22 protein-coding genes are annotated in these 23,058 nt (G+C 62.6%); 12 read left to right on the plus strand and 10 right to left on the minus strand.

Going from position 1 to position 23,058, the window contains the following annotated elements:
* Positions 1 to 177 precede the first annotated feature (177 nt).
* Positions 178 to 1,212: an AraC family transcriptional regulator gene (locus tag FXO12_RS01755; protein WP_019819480.1), complete on the minus strand. Its 1,035-nt coding sequence runs from the start codon at positions 1,210 to 1,212 to the stop codon at positions 178 to 180.
* Between the two features lie 4 nt (positions 1,213 to 1,216).
* Complete coding sequence (locus tag FXO12_RS01760; protein ID WP_057974945.1) at positions 1,217 to 2,347, minus strand: carbon-nitrogen hydrolase family protein; 1,131 nt, start codon at positions 2,345 to 2,347, stop codon at positions 1,217 to 1,219.
* A gap of 211 nt (positions 2,348 to 2,558) precedes the next feature.
* On the opposite strand from FXO12_RS01760, the gene FXO12_RS01765 reads away from it, so the two are divergent.
* On the plus strand, positions 2,559 to 4,598 hold the full coding sequence (locus FXO12_RS01765) for an NADPH-dependent 2,4-dienoyl-CoA reductase (RefSeq protein ID WP_034127940.1): 2,040 nt from the start codon (positions 2,559 to 2,561) through the stop codon (positions 4,596 to 4,598).
* Between the two features lie 56 nt (positions 4,599 to 4,654).
* Positions 4,655 to 5,596: a 1-aminocyclopropane-1-carboxylate deaminase/D-cysteine desulfhydrase gene (locus FXO12_RS01770; RefSeq protein WP_057974944.1), complete on the plus strand. Its 942-nt coding sequence runs from the start codon at positions 4,655 to 4,657 to the stop codon at positions 5,594 to 5,596.
* A 68-nt stretch (positions 5,597 to 5,664) separates the two neighbouring features.
* Here the strand turns inward: FXO12_RS01770 and FXO12_RS01775 are convergent, their stop codons facing one another.
* The 3 genes from FXO12_RS01775 to FXO12_RS01785 form a co-directional block, all read right to left on the minus strand.
* Entirely contained in the window at positions 5,665 to 6,219 is a 555-nt protein-coding gene (locus FXO12_RS01775; RefSeq protein ID WP_057974943.1) for a cytochrome b, read from the minus strand.
* Positions 6,220 to 6,333: 114 nt separating this feature from the next.
* On the minus strand, positions 6,334 to 7,161 hold the full coding sequence (phnX, locus tag FXO12_RS01780; protein WP_057974942.1) for a phosphonoacetaldehyde hydrolase: 828 nt from the start codon (positions 7,159 to 7,161) through the stop codon (positions 6,334 to 6,336).
* Positions 7,162 to 7,258: 97 nt separating this feature from the next.
* The gene (locus FXO12_RS01785) at positions 7,259 to 8,383 is read right to left on the minus strand and encodes a 2-aminoethylphosphonate--pyruvate transaminase (protein ID WP_054917360.1); all 1,125 of its coding nucleotides are present in this window, start codon (positions 8,381 to 8,383) and stop codon (positions 7,259 to 7,261) included.
* 112 nt (positions 8,384 to 8,495) lie between these two features.
* On the opposite strand from FXO12_RS01785, the gene FXO12_RS01790 reads away from it, so the two are divergent.
* Positions 8,496 to 9,350, plus strand: coding sequence for a LysR substrate-binding domain-containing protein (locus FXO12_RS01790; protein ID WP_057974941.1), 855 nt, complete (start codon positions 8,496 to 8,498; stop codon positions 9,348 to 9,350).
* Here the strand turns inward: FXO12_RS01790 and FXO12_RS01795 are convergent.
* A complete protein-coding gene (locus tag FXO12_RS01795) occupies positions 9,326 to 10,216 on the minus strand; it encodes a LysR substrate-binding domain-containing protein (protein WP_034127935.1) in 891 nt (296 codons plus the stop codon). The two genes, FXO12_RS01790 and FXO12_RS01795, sit on opposite strands and share 25 nt — an antisense overlap.
* A 258-nt stretch (positions 10,217 to 10,474) precedes the next feature.
* Between FXO12_RS01795 and FXO12_RS01800 the strand changes: the two genes are divergently transcribed.
* Positions 10,475 to 11,800: an MFS transporter gene (locus FXO12_RS01800; protein ID WP_057974940.1), complete on the plus strand. Its 1,326-nt coding sequence runs from the start codon at positions 10,475 to 10,477 to the stop codon at positions 11,798 to 11,800.
* Positions 11,801 to 11,909: 109 nt separating this feature from the next.
* Positions 11,910 to 12,614, plus strand: a complete 705-nt coding sequence (locus FXO12_RS01805; RefSeq protein WP_003192227.1) for a YebC/PmpR family DNA-binding transcriptional regulator — start codon at positions 11,910 to 11,912, stop codon at positions 12,612 to 12,614.
* 122 nt (positions 12,615 to 12,736) lie between these two features.
* Here the strand turns inward: FXO12_RS01805 and FXO12_RS01810 are convergent, their stop codons facing one another.
* Both FXO12_RS01810 and zapE read right to left on the minus strand, forming a co-directional pair.
* Positions 12,737 to 14,035 (minus strand): protein kinase, encoded by a 1,299-nt coding sequence (locus tag FXO12_RS01810; RefSeq protein ID WP_060773018.1) that lies wholly within the window; start codon positions 14,033 to 14,035, stop codon positions 12,737 to 12,739.
* 37 nt (positions 14,036 to 14,072) lie between these two features.
* Positions 14,073 to 15,167, minus strand: a complete 1,095-nt coding sequence (gene zapE / locus FXO12_RS01815; protein WP_057974938.1) for a cell division protein ZapE — start codon at positions 15,165 to 15,167, stop codon at positions 14,073 to 14,075.
* A 190-nt stretch (positions 15,168 to 15,357) separates the two neighbouring features.
* Here zapE and FXO12_RS01820 point away from each other — a divergent pair, with 190 nt between their 5' ends.
* The 7 genes from FXO12_RS01820 to FXO12_RS01850 all read left to right on the plus strand — a co-directional run bounded on the left by FXO12_RS01820 (position 15,358) and on the right by FXO12_RS01850 (position 21,673).
* A complete protein-coding gene (locus tag FXO12_RS01820) occupies positions 15,358 to 15,849 on the plus strand; it encodes a spore coat U domain-containing protein (RefSeq protein ID WP_087149522.1) in 492 nt (163 codons plus the stop codon).
* Entirely contained in the window at positions 15,843 to 16,388 is a 546-nt protein-coding gene (locus FXO12_RS01825; protein WP_034127930.1) for a spore coat protein U domain-containing protein, read from the plus strand. Before FXO12_RS01820 ends, FXO12_RS01825 begins: the two co-directional genes overlap by 7 nt.
* Before the next feature lie 18 nt (positions 16,389 to 16,406).
* Complete coding sequence (locus FXO12_RS01830; RefSeq protein ID WP_003192220.1) at positions 16,407 to 16,949, plus strand: spore coat protein U domain-containing protein; 543 nt, start codon at positions 16,407 to 16,409, stop codon at positions 16,947 to 16,949.
* Between the two features lie 2 nt (positions 16,950 to 16,951).
* Positions 16,952 to 17,440, plus strand: coding sequence for a spore coat U domain-containing protein (locus FXO12_RS01835; RefSeq protein ID WP_014718968.1), 489 nt, complete (start codon positions 16,952 to 16,954; stop codon positions 17,438 to 17,440).
* 25 nt (positions 17,441 to 17,465) lie between these two features.
* A complete protein-coding gene (locus tag FXO12_RS01840) occupies positions 17,466 to 18,254 on the plus strand; it encodes a molecular chaperone (protein WP_057974936.1) in 789 nt (262 codons plus the stop codon).
* 72 nt (positions 18,255 to 18,326) lie between these two features.
* Complete coding sequence (locus tag FXO12_RS01845) at positions 18,327 to 20,675, plus strand: fimbria/pilus outer membrane usher protein (protein WP_057975024.1); 2,349 nt, start codon at positions 18,327 to 18,329, stop codon at positions 20,673 to 20,675.
* Entirely contained in the window at positions 20,672 to 21,673 is a 1,002-nt protein-coding gene (locus FXO12_RS01850) for a spore coat U domain-containing protein (protein WP_173647454.1), read from the plus strand. The genes FXO12_RS01845 and FXO12_RS01850 overlap by 4 nt, the downstream gene beginning before the upstream one ends.
* On the opposite strand, the gene FXO12_RS01855 is transcribed toward FXO12_RS01850, so the two are convergent.
* The gene (locus tag FXO12_RS01855; protein WP_057974934.1) at positions 21,670 to 22,407 is read right to left on the minus strand and encodes an anti-sigma factor; all 738 of its coding nucleotides are present in this window, start codon (positions 22,405 to 22,407) and stop codon (positions 21,670 to 21,672) included. The two genes, FXO12_RS01850 and FXO12_RS01855, sit on opposite strands and share 4 nt — an antisense overlap.
* Entirely contained in the window at positions 22,404 to 22,910 is a 507-nt protein-coding gene (locus tag FXO12_RS01860) for a sigma-70 family RNA polymerase sigma factor (RefSeq protein WP_034127925.1), read from the minus strand. Before FXO12_RS01860 ends, FXO12_RS01855 begins: the two co-directional genes overlap by 4 nt.
* Between the last annotated feature and the right edge of the window lie 148 nt (positions 22,911 to 23,058).

Below are 23,058 nucleotides of genomic sequence, written 5' to 3' on the forward strand. Positions count from 1 at the left end.
ATTTTTTCGTCATGACGGCACTTTAGGCTGGGTTCGCAGGTCATTAATCTGCAACCGCTTTCAACACGAAAAGGAGTCCACCATGGACGATTATCAGGAAGAGCTGCTGGAGTATCAGGCATTCGAGCTAGACCCACTGGATCCCGCCGACGATGCCACCGAGCTGTAGCACCGACTTCAGGCGGAGTGGCGCTGACTGCGGCGAAATTCCCCTGGGGTCTGGTTGTTCCAACGCCTGAAGGCCCTTTGGAAGGCTTGGGCCGAAGCAAAACCGAGCAAGTAGGCGATCTCGCCGAACGCCAGTTCCGTATCGCGAATGTAGGTCATGGCCAGGTCGCGACGGGTGTCATTGAGGATCGCGCGAAACTGCGTGCCTTCCTCGGCCAGTTTGCGCCGCAATGTCCAGGTTGGCAGCTTCAAGCGTGCCGCCACTTCCTCCAGGTCGGGTTCCCGGCCGCCATTGAGCATCGGCCCGAGCAACCGGGTAATGCGCTCGCGCAGGCTGCGGGTGCGGGTCAACTGCTCTAGTTCCCTTTCACACAGCTGTAGCAACAGGTGCCAGGTGCTTGGGCAATGCTGGGGGTTGCGCAGCGCCAGGGTGGGTTGGCTGAGGCGCAGTTGATTGACCTCGGCGCCGAAGTGGACCACGCCCTCTCCCAGCACCCTGTAGTGGTCGTGGTAGTCCGGCGCGTCGAATTCGATTTCAATGCGCTGGGCCTGCACCGGCTGTTGGGCCAGGCCAGACAATTGCTGCAGCCAGCCGGCGATGATCGAATCCACCACAAAGCGGTTATAGGCGTTGTAGGGGCTGATGGAATAAAACCTCAGCCACGCGCCTTCGGCGTCTTCATGAAAGCTTGATTGCCCGCGATAGTTGGAGCCGTACAGTGCTTCAAAGCGTGTGAGCGTGCGTGCCGCTTCGCGCACGGTGGGCGCTTGGGCGGCAGTAACGCCGGCAAGACCAGCCTGGCTCAAGCGGCTGAGCTGGCCCATACGCAGGCCCAGGCCGGGGTTGCCGGTCAGTTGGATGGCCGCGTGGCCCAGGCGCATGTAGCGCGGGATCGACAAGCGTGCGCCGGCCTCAGCCAGGCGAGCTGGATCGAGGCCGTATTGCAGCAGCAGGGGCTGTGGGTCCAGGCCGTGGCTGTGGATGGCGTCGGCCAGGGTGTGCACGAAGCCCACCGACAGATCCCCCAGGCGCACCGGCTTCACGGCGCTACAGCCAGATATTCAGCAGGCGCGCACCACGGGCGTCGCCATCGGCGAAGACTTGCCCATTGTGGCTGAGAAAACTCTGGCCGGCGCTGCCCAGGTCCCAGAATTGCCCCCGCAGAAAGACGCTCATGCCCGCGGTGGCTTCGCTGACAGGCGGCTGGCTGATCAGGGTAAGGCGACGCCAGGCCGCGCCCTCACTGGTTTCTTCAGGCTTGAGGCTCACTTCTGAGGGCGTAGACACACTCTTGAAACCGCGCCACGGACGGTCCCAGGTATCGCGGCCGGTGACAAAAGCGGGTACCGCGATCAATTGCGCGCCTTGCTCGTTGAGCTTGCGGTAGTTGTCCGGGTACCAGCTGTCGCTGCCGACCAGAATGCCCAGGCGCCCGGCGGGGGTATCGACAACGTTGACGACATGCTCATCGCCAGGTTCTATAAAGCCACGTTCATCGTAGATCGGGTAAAGCTGGCGCTGCGGCTGGCCCAGCGGCAAGCCGTCGGCGGCGAACACCACGCTGGCGTTGTACAGCGCGCCGTGGCCGATCTCCAGTTGCCCCTGGATCACGCTCGGGTTGGGCAGGGCGATGGAACCGGCCACCAGGGTCACGCCAAATTCTTTGGCGAGGCCGCCAAACAACACTTGATAGTCGCGGGCCATGGCGGGGGCTTTCATGCGCAGGTACGCATCGTCCATGCGGTTGTCGCCAGTGGCGCTGATCCAGGCTTTGGCAAATTGCAGCGGGTTGCTGATCGACAGCCAGTTCATGGCGTCCTTGAGGTGAGCGGCCTGGTACAGCTCATTCTTTTCTCCGCCGAGCATCAGCCAAGTGCCGATATGTTCCGGCAGCACCACAACGGTCTTGGCATTGATCAACCCAAGGTCCCGGGCATTTTGCAGGTAGGCCGACAGCTTCAGGTGCAGGCGTTCCAGGCTCTGGTAATCGGCAGGGAACAGTTCCGGCTGGATACCTAGCAGGTTGCCCCGGTCGGCTGGTTCGCCCTCGTTGACGGCGAGGGTGATGCGCAGGTCGGACAGGTAATGCGCCACGGGGCGCTCCTGGGTCCAGACCAGATACGCGGCGAGTGAGGCAACCAGGGCCATGATGACGGTGAACGCTAGAAGTTTACGCATGGGGCAACAGACAACAGACCAGGTGCAGGGTTCGCGACTAGGGTAGGGCCCATGGCGTGGCTTGCCAAGGGGCGCTGTGCATTTGGATCAATAACTTGTCAGTTTCAGTCATTGAGCCGTGGTCCACCGCCTCTTAGTCTGTGGGACATAAACCGATGGCACGCCGTTCGAGTGCGCCACGTCCCGTGATGATCCGTTGTGGAGCTGTACCATGACCGCTGCTGCCTACCCGCACCTGCTGGCCCCGTTGGACCTGGGTTTCACCACCTTGCGCAACCGTACCCTGATGGGTTCGATGCACACCGGCCTGGAAGAAAAGCCCGGCGGTTTCGAGCGTATGGCGGCCTATTTTGCCGAGCGCGCCCGTGGCGGCGTAGGCCTGATGGTCACTGGCGGCATTGGCCCCAATGATGAAGGCGGCGTGTACGCCGGTGCAGCCAAGCTGACCACCGAAGAAGAGGCGAGCAAGCACAAGATCGTTACCCAAGCCGTGCACGACGCGGGTGGCAAGATCTGCATGCAGATCCTCCACGCCGGGCGTTACGCCTACAGCCCCAAGCAGGTGGCACCGAGCGCTATCCAGGCGCCGATCAACCCGTTCAAGCCCAAGGAACTGGATGAAGAGGGCATCGAAAAGCAGATCCAGGATTTTGTCACCTGCTCGCTGCTGGCCCAGGTCGCCGAGTATGACGGCGTCGAAATCATGGGTTCCGAAGGCTACTTCATTAACCAGTTCCTCGCTGCCCATACCAACCATCGCACCGACCGTTGGGGCGGCAGCTTTGAAAATCGCATGCGTCTGGCGGTGGAAATCGTGCGCCGCGTACGCGAAGCCGTAGGCCCGAACTTCATTATCATCTTCCGCCTGTCGATGCTCGACCTGGTGGAAGGCGGCAGTGTCTGGGAAGAAATCGTGCAGTTGGCCAAGGCCATCGAACAGGCCGGCGCGACGATCATCAACACCGGTATCGGCTGGCACGAAGCACGTATCCCGACCATCGCCACCAAGGTACCCCGTGGTGCGTTCAGTAAAGTCACGGCCAAATTGCGCGGTTCGGTACAGATTCCGCTGATCACCACCAACCGCATCAACACCCCGGAAATTGCTGAGCAGATCCTGGCCGAAGGCGACGCCGATATGGTCTCGATGGCGCGGCCGTTTCTCGCCGACCCCGAGTTCGTCAACAAGGCCGCCGCCGGGCGCGCCGATGAGATCAATACCTGTATCGGCTGCAACCAGGCATGCCTGGACCATACCTTTGGCGGCAAGCTCACCACCTGCCTGGTCAACCCGCGGGCGTGCTACGAAACCGAACTCAATTACTTGCCGGTCAAGCAGATCAAAAAGGTCGCGGTCGTCGGCGCAGGCCCTGCGGGTTTGGCCGCGGCTACCGTGGCCGCAGAGCGTGGGCATCAGGTGACCTTGTTCGACTCCGCCAGCGAGATCGGCGGCCAGTTCAATATCGCCAAGCGCGTGCCGGGCAAGGAAGAGTTCTTCGAGACCCTGCGTTATTTCAAACGCAAATTGCAGACCACCCACGTCGAGCTGTGCCTCAACACCCGTGTCGACGTTGCGCAACTGGTAGCGGGCGGTTATGACGAAGTGATCCTGGCCACCGGCATCGCACCGCGTACCCCGGCGATTCCCGGTGTCGACAACGCCAAGGTCCTGAGTTACCTGGACGTGATCCTCGAGCGCAAGCCGGTGGGCAAGCGCGTGGCGGTGATCGGCGCCGGCGGCATCGGTTTTGACGTGTCTGAATTTCTCGTCCACCAAGGCGTATCCACCAGCCTGGATCGTGAGGCGTTCTGGAAAGAATGGGGCATCGACACTCAACTGCAAGCCCGTGGTGGCGTGGCCGGGATCAAACCCGAGCGCCACGCGCCGGCCCGTGAAGTGTTCCTGCTGCAACGCAAGGCTTCCAAAGTGGGCGATGGCCTGGGCAAGACCACCGGCTGGATCCACCGCACCGGTTTGAAGAACAAGCAGGTGCAGATGCTCAACAGCGTCGAGTACTTGAAGATCGACGATGAAGGCTTGCATATCCGCATCGGCGCCGAGGGCGAGCCGCAAGTCCTGGCGGTGGACAATATCGTCATCTGTGCCGGCCAGGACCCGCTGCGCGAATTGCACGACGGCCTGGTCGCCGCCGGCCAGAACGTGCACCTGATCGGCGGCGCTGATGTGGCGGCCGAACTGGACGCCAAGCGCGCCATCAACCAGGGCTCGCGCCTGGCTGCAGAGCTGTAAGGCGCCAAGAGGGGCGGTGTTAGACTACCGCCCTCTTTTCATTCAGATACCTGCCGATGGGCCCTTTCGACTGGCTTCCTCACGCGCCCCTTGAACCCTTGCACCTGGACTGGCTGAACGGAGTCGAGTTGGCCGTGCTGCGCCTGGACTGTATCGACCCGCTGATCAGTGGCAACAAGTGGTTCAAGCTCACCGAGCACCTGGCCCAGGCCCGACACGCTGGAGCCACCGGGGTGATGAGTCTCGGCGGTGCGTACTCCAACCATTTGCATGCGCTGGCGGCGGCGGGCAAGCGCTTTGGTTTCTCCACGGTCGGCCTGCTGCGGGGCCATCCTCAAGACACCCCCACGGTTCTCGACTTCAAAGCGTTTGGCATGCAACTGCATTGGCTCGGTTATGGCGGTTATAGGGCGCGGCATGAAGCGGGTTTCTGGTTGCCTTGGCGCGAGCAGTATCCTGGCTTTCATCCGATACCCGAAGGCGGCGGTGGGCTGGCCGGTGCGCAGGGCTGTGGCGTGTTGGTCGAGCAGGCGCGGGCGCAACTGGACAGCCTCGGTTGGAGCGATTACGACGCCTGGTGGTTGGCGGCGGGTACCGGCACGACACTGGCCGGGCTGGCACTGGCGGAGGCGGGCGCGCATCCGGTATATGGCGCCATGGCGGTGCCGGATGACCACGGTGTGGCGCAGAACGTGAGTGCCATCGTGCAGGACGGTTATACATTGCTGGACGCCAGTCGCGGCGGCTTTGCCAAAGCCGATCCACTGTTGCTCGACTTCATTCAGCGCACCGAACAAGCGTGCGGTCTACCGCTGGAACCGCTTTACACCGGCAAGGCGCTGCTGGCGTTGAAACAGCAGATCGAGGCCGGACGCTTTGCCCCCGGCATGCGCCTGATCTTCATCCATACCGGCGGCCTGCAAGGCCGCCGAGGCTTCAGCGACTGGCGCAAACCTCTTGTGGGAGCTGGCTTGCCTGCGAAAGCGGTCTTGCAGTAAGAGGCACTGTGACTGACACACCGCCTTCGCGGGCAAGCCCGCTCCCACAGGGGAGCTAATTGGCTGGGTTAAAGCCTCCTCCCACCCGGCATCATTCGCAGCGCCGTGTTATCGCGCATCACGTAATGATGAAAGATGCCCGCCAACGCGTGCAGCCCGATCAGCCAATAACCGATCTGCCCAAACAGCACATGCCAGCCTTCAATCTCCTTGGCCAGTGCCTTGTTTTCCCCAATCAACGGCGGCAACTCCATCCCATAGAACATCACCGAGTGCCCTTCGGCGCTGACGATCAACCAGCCGGCAATCGGCATGCCGATCATCAACGCGTACAACGCAGCGTGCATCAGTTTCGCCAGCAGGCTTTGCCATTGCGGCGGCGCCGGCAGGATCTTCGGTGCCACCCCCAGGCTGCGTGCAAACAGGCGTAGCCATACCAGTACAAACACGGTAAGGCCGAGCATGAAGTGCATTTCAACAATCAAGGTGCGCGCACCGCTGCCTTTGGGGAATTGGCCGCGCAGTTCAATGCAGGCGTAGACCACCGCCAGCAGCACCACCATCAACCAGTGCAACGCAATCGACATGGTGCTGTAGCGTGTATCGGAATTTTTCCACGGCATCGCTGTGTTCCTCACTCATCAGGGCATACCTCCATTCTTTCGCGATGGAGTGCATTAACTCTATGCCTGTTTTGAGCGCTGCGCTTGTTGCCAATGCCGTTGTCTTGACCTCGGTCAGTAGGCCTGCGGCATTTCCCCGCGGGCCAGGCGCTGGTTGATGTCACTGATGACCCGTGGCAGATCGGTGATGGTGTCAATCAGGTAGTGTGGGCGTGAAGCTTCGAACATCGCTTCGATGCGCTGGCGTTCGCTGGCCAGTGTGTCGGTGTCCAGGGCGCGGAACTGCTCGTAGGTCAGGCCCAGCGCGTTGCCCGAGCAGGTCAGGGCCACGGTCCACATGCCGGCACGGCGACCTTCGAGAATGCCCGGCACGGTGTCGTCGACCTTCACGCAGGCCGCCACATCATCAATGCCCAGGGCTATCACGTTGGCCAACGCCTGGGCCGGCCATGGTCGGCCGTTGGGCACTTCGTCAGTGGCCACGACATGGTCGGCGACGTAGCCATTGGTGGCGGCCAGGGCCACGACCTTGTCCATCACCTGCTTGGGGTAGCCGGAGCAGGAGCCGATCTTGATGCCTTGGCCGCGCAGGGCGGCGATGGTGTCGAGGGCGCCGGGGATCAGGGCCGAGTGCTCGGCGATTTTCTCGATCTGCAGCGGCATGAAGCGCTGGTAGATGGCGGTCACGTCGTCGTCGGTGGGCGTGCGGCCGAACGCCTTGCGGTAGCGTTCGGCAACCTGCGGCTGGTCGCAGAGCGTACGGATATGGTCCCACTTGCCCATGCCCATCGGGCCACGGGCTTCCTCGATCGACACCTGCACGTCGAACTCGGCGAAGGCCTCGACAAAAATCTGCGTGGGGGCGAAGGAGCCGAAATCGACCACGGTGCCAGCCCAGTCGAGGATAACGGCCTGGAGGGTGTTGGGGTTTTGATAGTTCATGGTTCAGATCCTGTGGGGTAATAACATTCATCTATGTAGGAGCTTGCTCGCGAAAAACATCCAGGCGCCGCGTTAACTCAGGATGCCCGCGTTTTCGTTAACACTCTTCGCGAGCAAGCTCGCTCCTGCACATTTCTTGCAGCACCTCGGCGATGGCCTTGACGGCTGCGCGCATGTCGGCTGCGTCGACATGACCGATGCAGCCCACGCGAAAGGTTTCCACCTGGGTCAATTTGCCCGGGTACAGAATGAAACCCTTGGCCTTGACCCGTTCGTAGAACGCTTTGAACTGATAGCGAGGATCGTCGGGGGCGTGGAAGGTGGCAATGATCGGCGCCTGGATAGCCGCCGGTAGAAAACTGCGCACCCCCAGTTCGGCCATGCCGTCCAGCAAGGCCTGGCAGTTATTCGCATAGCGCTGGTGACGGGCGGGCAGGCCGCCTTCCTCGGCGTACTGCAACAGCGCTTCATGCAGGGCGGCGACCACGTGGGTCGGCGGGGTGAAGCGCCACTGGCCGGTTTTGGTCATGTAGCTGTGCTGGTCGAACAGGTCCATCGCCAGGGAATGGCAGTTGCCCTGTGCCGCGGCCAGTGCGTGTTTTTCCGCAAAGACAAAGCCCATGCCCGGTACGCCTTCCAGGCATTTGCCCGAGGCGGCGATCAGCGCCTCGAACGGCACTTCACGGGCATCGATCGGTAGCGCGCCGAAGGAACTCATGGCGTCGATGACCAGGCGCTTGCCGTGGCGTTTGACCACCTCGGCGATCTGCGGCAACGGGTTGAGAATGCCGGTGCTGGTTTCACAATGAATCAGCGCGACGTGGGTGATGGCGCTGTCAGCGTGCAGCAGGCGATCCACATCGGCGGCAGTGGTGGGCTCGTCTTCGGCGGTTTCAAAGGTGCTGAATTCGCGGCCAAGCACCTCGCAGATTTTCGCCAGGCGTTTGCCGTAGGCGCCGTTGATGAGCACCAGCACCTTGCCATTGCGGGGGACCAGGGTGCCGATCGCGGCTTCGACGGCGAAGGTGCCGCTGCCTTGCAACGGCACGCAGTGGTGGCTGTCGGCGCCGTTGAGGATCGCCAGCAACTGGCTGCACACACTGGCTGTGAGCTGGTTGAAGCGGTCGTCCCACGAGCCCCAGTCCGTCATCATCGCTTGGCGGGTGCGGTTCGAGGTGGTCAGGGGGCCGGGGGTCAACAGGATCGGCGCGGCAGTGGGCATGTCAAATCCTCGCAAGGTGTTGGGGTTCAAGCTACGGCGCCTAAATTGCAGTTTGGCTTGTCATCAATCAAATTGTTTGTTGTTATGCGAGCTATCAGTGAGGCCGATAGCTATGAATCTGTTCCAACTGCGTGCATTCGATGCCGTGGCCCGTGAGGGCAGTTTTACCCGCGCGGCGGCTCGGCTGTTTATCAGCCAGCCGGCGGTGACCGGGCATATCAAGGCGCTTGAGGAGCACTACCAGATCCCGCTGTTGCGCCGCACCGCACGTCGGGTGGAATTGACCGAGGAGGGCGCACGCCTGGCGGCCATCACGCGGGCTATCTTCGGGTTGGTCGACGAGGCGCAAACCCTGCTGGAGGCCAACCGCCAGTTGCTCACCGGGCGCCTGGAAGTGGCGGCGGATGGCCCCCACCTGGTGATGCCGATGATCGCCAGCCTGCGTGCGCGCTACCCCGGCATTACCGTGAACCTGCGTTTGGGCAATGCCCAGGAAACCCTGGCGGCGTTGCTGTCCGAACATGCGGATGTGGCGGTGCTCACCGAGGTGGAACCGCGCAATGGCCTGCACTTGCAACCCCTGGACCAGTCACGGATTTGCGCCTTGGTGCCGGCCGCACACCCGTGGTCCAAGCAGCCCGACGGTATTGAACTGGCGCAGTTGCATGAGGTGATCATGGTGCTGCGCGAGCCCAGTTCCACCACCCGCCGCACCTTTGACGACGCCTGCCTGGCGGCGAATGTGCAGCCCAAAGTGCTGCTGGAACTGGACAGTCGGGAAGCTGTGAGCGAGGCGGTGGCGGCAGAGTTGGGCGTGGGCGTGGTGTCGTCGATGGAGGTCAGCCCGGACCCGCGTGTGCAGGCGGTGCCGATCCTCGGCGATGGCCTGCTGAATCGGCATATGCTCGGCTGCATGGAGCGCCGTCGCTCGCTGCGCTTGATTCAGGCGTTCTTCGAGTTGGCGTGAAGGCTTTCACGCACGATCTCCAGAAAGGTCGCGACCACACGGCGTGAACTCTGCTCTTTCAGGCACACCAGGGTTTCTTTCATGCGTTGGGTGCAATCGCGGATCGGCATGGCGTACACCCGTGCATCGGCACCGAACTCTGCCGCCGACACCACGCCCACGCCAATCCCTACCACCACGGCTTCACGGGCGGCCTCGCGGCCTTCCACCTGGATCGCCGGACGAATGCGCAGGCCGGCCTGGCGCATTTCCTGCTCCAGGGTCTGACGGGTGACCGAGCCGGTTTCCCGCAGTACCAGCGGGGTGTCATCGAGGTCGGCCAGGCAGATCGACTCGCGCCCGGCCCAGGCATGGTCCCGTGCGACAAAAGCCAGCAGTTGGTCGTCGGGCAGCGGCACTGACAACAGGCGCACATCATCGACATCGCGCCCCAACAGCGCCAGGTCGGCCTGGTAGTTGTAGAGGCGCGACAGCGACTCATCGGTATTGCCGGTTTCGATTTTTACGCTGATCCCAGGGTAGCGCTGGCAGAAGCGCGCAATCTGCGGCAGGACGTGCACGGGCGCATCCACTGCCAAGGTGAGAGTACCGGTGAGCAGAGCGCGCGAATCCTGCAGCAACTCTTCGGCTTCGGCCTCGATCACAAACAGGCGCTGGGTGATACCCAGCAGGCGTTCACCCAGATCGGTCAGGCGCACCGAACGCTTGTTGCGGTGAAACAGCAATACGCCGAAGCGCTCTTCAAGTTTGCGCACCTGGTCGGAAATCGCAGGCTGGGTCAGGAACAGCCGTTCTGCAGCCCCGGTAAAACTGCCGTGAATGGCCACCGCATGGAAGGCTTTGAGCTGGGCATGGGAAACCGACATGGTACGTCCTCTTAAAACCTGAGCTTATATTTGAAATACGATAAATCGATTTTACCTATGAGTCAGCCATTGTTTTGATGCACCTCAGCCGCCGTAGGTTGAGTCCTACAACCACGGCGGCCATGGGCGCAGGCACATCGCACCCATCTGACCAATACCGCGCTATCCAAGGCCCGGCATTGCAGTGCTCAACCATAAGAACAACAGGCGTTTTCTTTCGATTCTGCCGGCACACTCACACCTGAGGTCAGAACCACCATGAATATCCCTATGGGTAGTATCAAGCGTTGGCGCGTGCAGATTTTCGCCATTACCTGGCTGGCGTACGCCGCGTTCTATTTCACCCGCAAAGCCTTTTCGGTGGCAAAGCTGGGGATTGGCGACGACCCGAGTTTCCCCCTCGACAAAATGACGATGGCTAACCTGGATGGCCTCTATCTCGCAGCGTATGCGGTGGGCCAGTTCACCTGGGGCATGCTTGCAGACCGCTTCGGGCCACGGGTAGTGGTGCTCGGTGGCTTGTTGATTTCCGCAGGCGCGGCGCTGGTGATGGGCACCTTTGCCACTTTGCCGATTTTTGTCACCTGCATGTTGGTACAGGGCTTGGCCCAGTCCACTGGCTGGTCGGGGTTGTGCAAGAACCTCGGTAGTTTCTTCCCGGCCCAGCAGCGGGGGCGGGTGCTGGGGCTGTGGAGTTCGTGTTATGCATTTGGCGGGTTGGTCGCGTCACCGTTTGCCGGTTGGTGGGCTTATACGCTGATCGGCAGCTGGCATGCGGCGTTTATTTCCAGCGCCGCAGTGGTCGCGGTGGTGGCCGTGCTCTTCTTTATGTTCCAGCGCAATACCCCGCAGGATGTGGGCTTGCCGGCAGTCGAGCCCGAGCCGGTGCTGAGCGCCGAGCAGTTGGCCGCCGAACAGCGCGTGAGCGTACTCGAACCCCTGCGCGCGATCCTGCGCAACCGTACGGTGTTGACCCTGGGGCTGGCTTACTTCCTGCTCAAGCCGGCGCGCTACGCGATTCTGTTGTGGGGGCCGGTGATCGTCTACGAGCAGATGCCGTCGGTGGGCAAGGTCGGTGCCGCCATCGTGCCCACCGCGTTTGAGCTGGCCGGTTTATTGGGGCCGGTGTTGATCGGCCTGGCCTCCGACAAACTGTTCGGTGCTCGGCGCATGCCCGCCTGCGTGCTCAGCCTGTTGGCGCTGACGGTTGCCCTGGCGTTGTTTATGGGCGCGCTGCACACCGGCAGTGTGGTGCTGGTGATGACGTTGCTGTTTGTCATGGGGCTGACGCTGTATGGGCCGGACTCGATGATCAGCAGCACGGCGGCCATCGACTTCGGCACCGCCAAGGCCGGCGCTACCGCTGCGGGCTTTGTCAACGGCTGCGGTTCGGTGGGAGCGATCCTGGGTGGTTTGCTGCCAGGCTATTTCGATACCGTTACGGCATTTATTGTGTTTGCCGGTGCGGCACTGTTTTCGTCGCTGGTGCTGATGCCCTACTGGAATGCCAGGCCCGCCGTACTGGCCCAGGCCGGGGATTTTGTGCCGGACCGCAATGCGGTGATCAAACCCTTGCGCACCTGAGTACCCTGGCCGGTTTTTTGGTGGAACGAAGCGTTCTCGCGCTATAAACTCTGCCCCCAAAGCGCCGGCCAGTAGACGTTTCGGCGCGATGGAAATAAGAGAGTGAGTCATGGGCGCACAGTGGAAAGTCAAACATAAAGAAGCGGCAGCCAATGCCAAGGGCAAGATTTTCGGCAAGCTGGTGAAAGAAATCACCATCGCCGCCCGCAACGGCGCCGATACCGCGACCAACGCGCACCTGCGCCTGGTGGTGGAGCAGGCCAAAAAGGCCTCGATGCCCAAGGAAACCCTGGACCGCGCGATCAAAAAGGGCGCCGGTCTGCTCGGTGAGACCGTGCAATACCACCGCGTGACCTACGAAGGTTTCGCGCCGCACCAGGTGCCTTTGATCGTCGAGTGCGTGACCGACAACATCAACCGCACCGTGGCGGAAATCCGCGTGGCCTTCCGCAAGGGCCAACTGGGCGCTTCCGGTTCGGTGGCCTGGGATTTCAACCATGTGGGCCTGATCGAAGCATCGCCGGACACGCCAGACGCCGATCCAGAAATGGCCGCCATCGAAGCCGGCGCCCAGGACTTTGAAGAGGGTGAAGAAGGCGCCACCTTGTTCATTACCGAAACCACCGACCTGGATGCCGTGCAGAAAGCCTTGCCGGAGCAGGGCTTTACCGTGCTGTCGGCCAAGCTGGGCTATATCTCCAAGAACCCGGTCAGCGGTTTGACCGATGAGCAGATGGCTGAAGTCGAGGCGTTCCTGGAAGGCCTGGACAACCATGATGATGTGCAGGATATGTTTGTCGGCCTGGCGGGCTGATGTTTATCTGAGTACACGCGGTCAACCTGTGGGAGCGGGCTTGCTCGCGAATGCGGTGTGACAGTCAACAGATGTATTGGCTGTTCCACCGCATTCGCGAGCAAGCCCGCTCCCACATTGGTTTAGTGGTGTTGCATAGATTCGAGCAAGACCTCAATTTCTTCAAAGCCCGGCCGCGCCAGCACATCCGGCTGGCAGCAGCGTTGTTGCAGTGCCTGCAAGCCTTCGTCACTGGCCTCAACCCGCTCCAACAATTCCCCCAGCAACACTCCGAACGCGCGCACTTCAATACGCTGCAGCGCACGGGTTTCCAACGTGTCCGCCGTGGCATGGAAGGAGGCCGCGCCAAAGTCTCCCAGCAAGCAATCACCTTCTGCGTTCCACAAAATATTGTGACCATACAGGTCACCATGGGTAATGCCGTGCCGATGCAGGTGCGCCGCCACCGAAGCAATGCCCCGCGCCATGCGCAGTGCCACGTCCAGGCTGAAACGGGTGGTGGGTGCGTAGACATCCCGCGTGCACGACGCCAGGCTCGGCAGGGCTGCGAGGTTGCGGTAACTCGGGTCGATCAGCTCCATCACCAGGGCGGCCTGGTTATCGGGATGGCCGACGACGCGTCCTTCAACCTTGATCAGGCTGGGATGCAGGCCGGCAGCGATGCAGGCTTGCATTTCATGCAGCGGTGAACCGTCGCTGGTGATGGTGCCCTTGTACAGCTTGACCGCGACTGGCAACGCCCGGGGTTTCCACAGCGCCTTGCGAATAATCCCCGAAGCGCCTTCGCCAAGGACTTCGCCCATGTCCAGTTCCTGCCAGGCGATGTTCGGCGTCGCCTCATCACTGCTCACCTGCACGGCCATTTCCACCGGGTTGCCGGCGTAGGCCAGCCAGGTCAGGCTCGGCAGGGTCAGCAGCCACTGCGGTAGCTGGGTGAGGCGGTTGGAGGCGATACGGATCAACTCCAGGTTTTGGCACTGGGCCAGGCTTGGCGGCAGGTCGGTCAACTGGTTACCGGCCAACATCAACTTTTGCAGTAACGGGCGCTGACCCAGTTCATCGGGCAATTGGCTGATGCAGTTGTCGGTGAGGATTAGCCAGCGCAACTGTGGCGGCAGGGCGGCAGCGGCTACCTGGCTGATCTGGTTGGCCTTGAAGCCGATCATGCTCAGTTTTGCGCACTGGCCCAGGCATTGCGGCAGTTCGGTAAAGGCGTTGTCCGAACAGAACAGCACGCGCAGGTTCGTCAGGCGGTGCAGGTCGTCGGGCAGGCTGCTCAGGGCGTTGCCGGTGAGGTTGAGGATTTCCAGCGAGTCGGCAAGTTCGAAGATTTCCCGGGGAAACTCGGTCAGCCCGCAGGCCAGGTCCAGGCGTGTAGCGCCGGCCAATTGGCCAGTCTTGAGTTGGGCGAGGGTATTCATGCAGGGCGCGGTGCTCGGAAGGGGGCGTAAAAGGCGCTCATGATAGCGGCTCGGGCGCGGGTTGCGGGCACAGCGTGTGCAATTGGCGCAGGCGGCTGGCGGTGCGGGCGAGGTCGATGGCCTGGCCTTCCAGGCATTTATCCAGGGGCTGGTGACCGATAAGTGTCAGTTGCTTGTCCTGGTCGTAGAGCACGTCTACCAGGTTGATAAAGCGCTGTTGCACGGCGATGGGGCATTCGGCCAACTGCGGTAGGCCGTCGATGATCCAGTGGTCGAAGTCCTGGCACAACAACAGGTAATCCATGACCGCCGTGAGCTGTTCGCACAGGTCGTTGAAGGTAAATGCGATGGTTCGTGCCTGATGGCCTCGGCACTGTAACTGCCGAGTGCCGACCTTCAGGGTTTGCACCGGGCAATCTGTGGCAGGCAGGCCCAGGCTTTCACGCTGGCCTGTTGTACCTGGCCATACATACTGGCCGCCCGTGAAGCGTTGTTGGGCGTGGGCCTGGGCCAGGCTGCGAAAGTCCTGAGGCGCACTGACTTCCAGCACCTCCATGCGCGCGGCGATCAGCTCGATCACCGGCTTGAAGCGTTCGTGGTACAGCGGGTTGGGCAGCAATCCTTCGGGTGGGTAGTTGGAGGTCACCAGCACCAGCACGCCGCGCTGGAACAGGGCCTTGAACAGGCGGCTGATGAGCATCGCATCGCCGATATCGTGCACATGGAATTCGTCGAAACACAGCACTCGGCAGCCGGTCAGCAGCTCGTCCAGAGTGGCGCCCAAGGCATCGTCATGCTCGCGGTGCAGGAACATGCCCTGGTGCAGCCGGGCGAAGAAGGTGTGGAAATGCACGCGCTGCTTCTCGGCGATGGGCAACGCCTGGAAAAATCCGTCCAACAGCCAGCTTTTGCCACGCCCCACCGGGCCGTGCAGGTACAGGCTGCGCGTGACCTGGCCGTTGAGCAGGTGCTGGGCCTCGCGATTCAGGGCGGTAATCGCCCGGATTTGCCCATCACTGAGGGTATAGCCCTGTTGTACGGCTTTTTTTTGAAAATACGCCGGGATAGGCGAGGCGTCCGAGGCGTCGGTTTTTTTACCCAGCAGGCGCTGGAGCAGGGCAAGCACGGCCAAGAATAATCACTCTGTATTGCGGTGGTCGTTCACTGTAGGACGCTCGATGCCGTTTGACCAATAGGAAAGGGCCCCAAGCCATGCAAACTGGCACTTTCGTGTTAACTGGCTAACCTCATACACAGTTGTCACCCCTGTATAAGGAATTGGGGCTGTGAAGGGACCGGCGGTATTGGCTGTCATGGGCACGATGCTCTGCAACACGGTGTTTGCTGCGCAACTCCAGGTGGAGGTGCGCATCGACGTGCAGCGGGGTTGCCAGTTGGTGGGCACCACCCGCAATGCGGGCATTGAGCAACTTGGCGTATTGGATTTCGGCAGCGGCCCGCGTCTGGATGACCCGGCCGGCCCCCTGAGTGCGGCCCTGATCAGCCAACGCCAGCCGCGCCTGGAATGTAACCCCGACACGCCTTACCAAGTGCGCGTTGACGGCGGCCTGCATGGCGGCGTCGGCGAAGTACGTTATCTCGCCAATCCGGCGCCCTCCAGTCGGCCCATCCCCTATCGAATCTATGCCGACGCCGCGCGGCTGATCCCCTTGCCGGTGGACGTGCCGATCAGCGGCCGCGTGCCGGACACCGGCTCTGTCGACCTGCCGCTGTATGGCCGCATCGAACCGCTCAAAGGCATTCCCGCTGTCGGCCGTTATTCCGACCTGCTCAAGGTCACGGTCACATGGTAAGCCGCTACCTGGCTGTGACGGCCCTGGGTGGCCTGCTGTTGCTGGCGGATGACGCGCAGGCGGCGGTGGTCAACGGCCAGGTCCACGCGCGTTTGGTGATCACCGCCAGTTGCGAAGTGAGCAAAGACGTGGAAACCGCGCCGGTCACGCCTGAGGGCGGCACGGCGCTAATGGATTTCGGCAGCCAGGGGCCGACCTGGAGCAACACGCTGGGCGCGTCGATTTCCGATGCTGACAAGGCGCCGCTGTCGGTGTCCTGCAACCCCTCGGTGGTCAGCAGTTTCACGGTGACCATCGACGGCGGCGCTAATGGCGACGGCACCACGCGGCGCCTGAGCAATGGCCGCCAGACCATTCCTTATCGACTGTCGGCGGATCCCCAGGGGCGCAGTGCCTACAGGATCGGCCAGCAACGCAATTTCGTCGTGACCCAGGGCACCCAGGTACCGATCCCGGTATTCGGTTCCGTGGTGGCGAATACCAGGGCCCTACCGGCCGGCATCTACACAGACACCCTGACGGTGACTCTGGATTGGTAAACCACGAGGATGGATATCATGCATGTACTTGTATCGCGAATCGGCCTCTGTGCCCTGGGCCTGGGGCTGGCGTCCAGCCTGAACGCGGCGACCACGGTGACCGGGCAGATCAGTTCCAGCCTGACCTTGATCGCCAGTTGCCAGGTCAACGGCTCCGGGGCGGCCACCGGGCTGAATTTCGGTAGCTTGAACTTCGGTACCACCAACAGCCTGTTTACCAATGCCGACGCCCAGTTACTCGGCGGCACCGGTACCGGCGGCGCGTTGTCGATCCTGTGTTCGGCTGGCACCGCGCCAACAATCAAGGTGCGTGCCGGCGCCCACGATGGTGCTTCCCCCGGTGGCACTCGTGCGCTGGCCGATGGCGTGGGTAACTTCGTGCCCTACGATTTCTACACTGACAGCGGGCGTTCAGCGCTGTTGGCGATTGACGGCGTGGTGACCCTCGCCACCAGTACCGGCGTGGCGCAGACCGTCAACCTTTACGGCCGGGCGGTGGGCAAGGCGGGACTGCCGGCGGGCACCTACACCGACACCGTGGCCGTGGAACTGACGTTCTAACGATGTGGCCCAGGGTGTTGCTCGCCATCGGCCTGGCGATACCGTTGCCGCTGTCCGCGGTGGTCAACCAGAGCTTCCAGGTGAGTGCGACCATCACGCCGGGCTGTCTGATCGTGGGCGGCGGCGCCAACTACGGCACCTTGGCCTACGGCAGCTATTCGGCCCTGGCCACCAGCACGGTCACAGCGGCTCTCACTGGCGGGGTAACCCTGCAATGCACGCCGGGCGTGGCCCTGAGCATGAGCGTGGATGGCGGCCTGTACAGCAGCACCGGACGCAATTTGCAGCTCAACAGTGGCAGCGCGCGGGTGGCTTACCAATTGTTTCGCGATGCGGCATTCAGCCAGAGCCTGGGCATCAACCAGAGCGTCAGCGTGACCTACAGCGATGCGAGCAATATCAGCCTGCCGATTTACGGGCGGGTGGTTTTACCGGGCAATCAGCCTGGGGGGACGTACAGCGACACGCTGCAGGTGCAGCTGACGTGGTAGGGCTAACGGTTTAAGGAGGGGTGTCATGGGTTGTGCTTTGCGACGGTTATGGACCGCGGGTTTCGCCTTGGGGGCGTTGTGCTCGGCGGGGTTTGTACAGGCGGCCAGTTCGGTGCTGATCTGGCCCATCGACCCGGTATTGGAGGCTGACCAACAGGCCAGCGCGCTGTGGCTGGAGAACCGTGGCACCGAGACCGCCAACCTGCAGATCCGCGTGTTTGCCTGGAGCCAGAACGGTTTCGACGAGCAGTACCAGAACCAGCGCGATGTGATCGGCAGCCCGCCGGTGGCCAGGATCGAGCCGGGCCAGAAGCAACTGGTGCGCCTGACCCGCACCCGGGAGGTACCGCCGGGGCAGGAGTTGGCCTATCGCATCATCATTGACGAAATCCCCTCGGCGCTGCAGGTGCCAGCACCGCCGGAGGGCAAGAACACGGCAGCGGCGATTCGCTTCCAGATGCGTTATTCGGTGCCGCTGTTTGCCTATGGCGCCGGCCTGTGGAGCAAGGACGACGCTACCCGCCAGCGCGACCCCAAGGGCGCGGGCAAGCCGCAGTTGAGTTGGCAAAAGGTCAACGTGGCAGGGCGCAACTACATCGAGGTGCGCAACCAGGGCGCCGTGCATGCGCGGCTTACCGATGCGTCATTCAAACAGGGCGGGCAGACCCGGCCGTTGGTGGACGGTTTGCTCGGCTATGTGCTGCCGGGCGCGAGCATGCGCTGGCCGGTGCCGGATGCCGTATCGGCCGACCAGCCGTTGCAGGTACGCGTCAACGGCGCGCCGCAACTGGAGAGCCTGGCGCCCACGCGATAGCCGTTATGTAGCGCAACGGGCACACGCCCGGGTTTTAACAGGATGGAGATGTCCATTGAAGGACACAACGCCATGGTGAGTCGTGGTTGGGCTCGGGTTTTATGGCCGTCGGTGGCAGTGGCAAGCGGGCTGTGGGGCGCAGCGATGGCGGGCGACCTGCCGCCGCCGCCCGGCAGCATGGAGGCAGTTGCCGATGCACAGCTGTTTCTGGAACTGGTGGTCAACCAGATGGACACCGGCCGCGTCATCGCGGTCGAGCAGCGCGCCGGCCAGCTGTTTGTGCCGGCCAGCGCGTTGCAGGACGTGGGCATGAAACTGCCCGGTGAGCCCGTCGGCAGTGTGGCCCTGGACCAGGTGCCGGGCCTGCACAGCGACTACGACAGCAACGGCCAGCGCCTGCTGCTGGATGTGCCGCCCTCCTGGCTGCAGGAACAGTTCATCGGCAACCGCAATACCTATCCGCGTACCCAGGCCATGAGCAGCTTCGGCGCCTTGCTCAACTATGACGTGTATTTCAATGACACCGACGATGGCGGCAGTTACCTCGCGGCCTGGAACGAAGTACGGCTGTTCGACACCTGGGGCACCTTGTCCAACACCGGGCAACTGCGCCAGACCCTGTCCGATGGAATCAGCGGCGGCACCCTCAACAATGGTTACCGCCGTTACGACACCACCTGGCGTTTTTCCGACGATGAGCGCCTGCTGACCTACGAGGCCGGCGACGTGATCAGTGGCGCGCTGCCCTGGAGTAGCTCGGTGCGCCTGGGCGGGGTGCAACTTTCCCGGGATTTTGCCGTGCGCCCCGACCTGGTCACGTACCCCTTGCCGCAGTTTGCCGGTGAGGCGGCGGTGCCCTCGTCGGTGGACCTGTTTATCAACGGCTACAAATCCGACAGCGCGCGACTGCAACCCGGCCCCTACACCCTGACCAACATCCCATTCATCAACGGTGCCGGCGAGGCCGTGGTGGTCACCACCGATGCCCTGGGCCGCCAAGTGTCGACCACGGTACCGTTCTACGTCACCAGCACCTTGCTGCAACAAGGCTTGACGGACTTTTCGCTGGCCGCCGGTACCTTGCGCCGTGACTACACCCTACGGGACTTCGGCTACGGACCGGGCGTGGCCAGTGGCACGTTCCGCTATGGCTATTCCGATAACCTGACTCTGGAGAGCCACGCTGAAGCCTCCAGCGACCTGACCCTCGGCGGGCTCGGTGGCAACCTGCGCCTGGGCAACTTCGGCGTGCTCAATACCGCCCTCAGCCAGAGCCAGTTCGACAGCCGCACGGGCCAGCAACTGAGCCTCGGTTACCAGTACAACAGCACGCGCTACAGCTTTATGTACCAACGGGTGGAACGTCGCGACGACTACGCCGACCTGACTCTGGTCGATACCCCATACGCCAGTCTCAGCAAGCGCAGCGAGCAGGTGACCCTGAGCCTCAACCTCCAACGTTTCGGCAGCCTGGGCCTGGGCTATTTCGACGTGCAGGCGGCGGACGACTCGCGCACGCGCCTGCTCAACCTGAGCTGGAGCAAGCCGTTGTGGCGCAACACCAGCTTTTATCTGTCAGCCAACCGCGAAATCGGTGACAGCAACTGGGCCATGCAGGCGCAACTGGTCATCCCGTTCGACCTCAACGGCAGCTTGGCCTTGAGCACCGAGCGCAGCAAGGACGGCGCCAGTCGCCAGCGCATCAACTACAGCCGCGCGGTGCCCAGCGAAGGCGGGGTGGGCTACAACCTCGGCTATGCCCAGGGCGATGCCCCCAGCTATCGACAGGCCGACCTGACCTGGCGCTTGCAGTCGGTGCAGTTGCAGGCCGGCGTGTACGGCAGCAGTGAGGCCATGACGCGCTGGGCCGATGCCAGCGGCTCGCTGGTGTGGATGGGCGGCGAAACCTTTGCCGCCAACCGCATCAATGACGCCTTTGTGGTAGTGAGCACCCAAGGCTTTGCCGGGATTCCGGTGCGCTACGAAAACCAGCTGGTGGGCCAGACCGACCGCAACGGCCATTTGCTGGTGCCGTGGAGCAGTGCCTATTACCGCGGCAAATACGAGATCGACCCCTTGAACCTGCCGGCGAATGTGCAAAGCCCCAATGTTGAGCAGCGCGTATCGGTACGCCGTGGCAGCGGTTACTTGCTGGAATTCCCCCTGCGTCGGGTGCTCGCTGCAAGCATCACTCTGGTGGACCGCCAGCATCAGGAGTTGCCGCTGGGCAGCCTGGTAGTGCACGAACAAAGCAACACCCAGGCGGTGGTCGGCTGGGATGGCCTGGTGTATCTGGAAAACCTCAGCGCCCACAACACCTTGCAGGTCACCCTCGGTGAGGGCCGCACCTGCCAGGCGACATTCGATATTGATGAGCAGCAACAGGACGTGCCCTTGATCGGGCCATTAGTGTGCCAATGAGGCATCGAACAGGGAGTGTTCAGGTGAGGGGCAGCGTAGGGTTATATGGCGTAGGTTTGTTGTTTTGCGGACAGGCCATGGCGGCGTGTTCGGTGGTGTCCACCGTGCCAGCCAGTTTCGGCTCGATCAGCTCGATGACGGTGCGCACCGCTGCGCAAACCAGCTCTACGACTAATTCAGGGTTGAGTTGCACCTCGGCGCTGATATCGCTGCTGGTGTCCACCGACCACTTTTACGCCACGATCACCTCGCCCCAGAGCGGCATGGTCGGGCCGACCGGTGATGTGATCAGCTACACGATTTATGGCAACAACAGCACCAGCTATCCCATCACCCGTGGCAGCCAATTCGATTTCGGCGGCGCTGGCGGCATCGCCCAGAGCATTGGCCTGATCGCAGGGCCCGGCGCGAAAACCGTACCGCTGTACCTGAGCAGCATCACCGGCAGCAACGTCGCCGCCGGGGTGTACACCGAGACACTGAGCATCGCCTGGGTGTGGAATTATTGCTCGGGGATCGGCCTTGGCGGCATTTGCCTGGGACGTGACACCGGCAGTGGCACGGCGTCCCTGACCGTCAGCATGACAGTGACCAACGACTGCCAGATCACCGCCCCGAATATCAGCTTCGGCAGCGCGCCGGTGGTCAGTGGTTTTACCGCGGTGAGCGGGCAGACCATCAACATCGCCTGCACCAAGGGCAGCGCCTATACCGTGGGCTTGAGCGATGGCCAGAACCCGGTGAGTGTCGGCGGCCGGCGACGTATGGTTTCCGGCGGCAATTACCTGGCCTATGACATTTTCAAAAGTGCCGGCACCACGCGCTGGGGCAGTGTCGGCGCGGCGCGGCGGGCCAGCTCCACGGCCGAGGTCAACCCCGGCAACGGCTTGGGCGTCGGTAGCCAGGTGTACAACTACAACGCCAAGGTCTACACCGATCAGCCCACCCCACCGGCCGGCACCTACCTGGATAACGTGGTGCTGGACGTCGGTTTCTAGAAGGGCGTCTGCAGCACGGCGGCCTGATCCACCGGGCTGACCATCGCATAGTTGTAGCCGCCGCCCGACCAGTAGTCGGCCTGCAAGCCATCGGCACTGCGGCTGCCGCGAGGCAGGAAACCGTTGTTCGGGCCCGGCGGGCGGATGTAGAAGCTGATGCGCCGGCCTTGGGCGTCCTGGTACAGCACCATGGCTGCCGCGCCTTGGTCGGTGGTGAGCAGGCGCCCGCTGACCGGCTTGAAACCGGCTTGGCTCAGGTCGGGCAGTCGATGGGCCTGGTTGAAATAACGGTCGAGCCAGGCCTGCATGGTGCCGCGGTCCTGGGCGTTGTAGTCGGCGGGCATGATGCCGTCCTGGGCAAACAGGCGATAGGCCTGCATGGCGTCGGTCATCGGCAACAGCGGCGGCTGGGTGGCTTCACGGGCGTGCCAACCGCCAACCCCGCCGAGGCTCACGGCGATCAGCAACAACGCCGCCGTGGCCAGGTGCCGACGGGACTGTTTCTTGATGCGCTGGCGAATCAGCGCCGGGTCCAGTGCCGGGTTGTGCGGCTGTTGCAGGGCGCCGCTCAATGACGCACGCAGCAGCTGCGCATCCTGTTGCCAGGCCTGTACCTGGGCCGCCACTTCGGGGTGGCTGGCCAGCCAGGTTTCAAGCACACGGCGATCAGTGTCGAGCAATTGGTGATCGACGTAGGCATGTAAATCGCGTTCGCTGGGGGGCAGGCTGATCATTTGAGTCTCCGCAGGGCAGGGCCGGTCATTTCGCCATCGCTGAGTTGACGCAGCGCTTGGCGTGCGCGGGACAGGCGTGACATCACGGTGCCGATGGGCACCTTGAGGATCTCGGCCACTTCCTTGTAGCTCAAGCCCTCGACGGACACCCACAGCAACAGGGCGCGCTGTTCGGTGTTCAGTTGGTCGAAGGCTTGCAGGGTGGATTGGGCCAGCACCGTGCGTTCCACCGAAGGTTGCACGTCATCGCGGCCGGTGAAGAATTCGAGCATGCGTGCATAGCGGCGGTTGCGGCGGTGGGCGTCGAGGAACTGGCGGTAGAGGATCGAAAACAGCCAGGCGCGCAAATCGCCCTCGATACGTTTATCGGCCCAGGCGACGATGGCGCGCTCCAGGGTCGATTGCACCAGGTCATCGGCGCTGCTGCTGTTGCGCGTCAGGGACACGGCAAAACGCCGCAACCTGGGAATGAGTTCACGTAACTGTTCGTCGAGTTCATGCATGGGCGTCTGGCTGGTCACTACGCTGGGACTAGAGAGACGTCCGGCGTTGAAGGTTATTCCCCGTCCCGCAAAATAAATCCAGGGCCTGGGAATAGAGCCAATCGGCGTTCGTCTTAATACTCCGACCTTATGTTTCAGCCTGAGGCCT

Source organism: Pseudomonas sp. J380 (assembly GCF_009827115.1).
In the GTDB taxonomy this organism is placed as follows: Bacteria; Pseudomonadota; Gammaproteobacteria; order Pseudomonadales; family Pseudomonadaceae; genus Aquipseudomonas; species Aquipseudomonas paracarnis.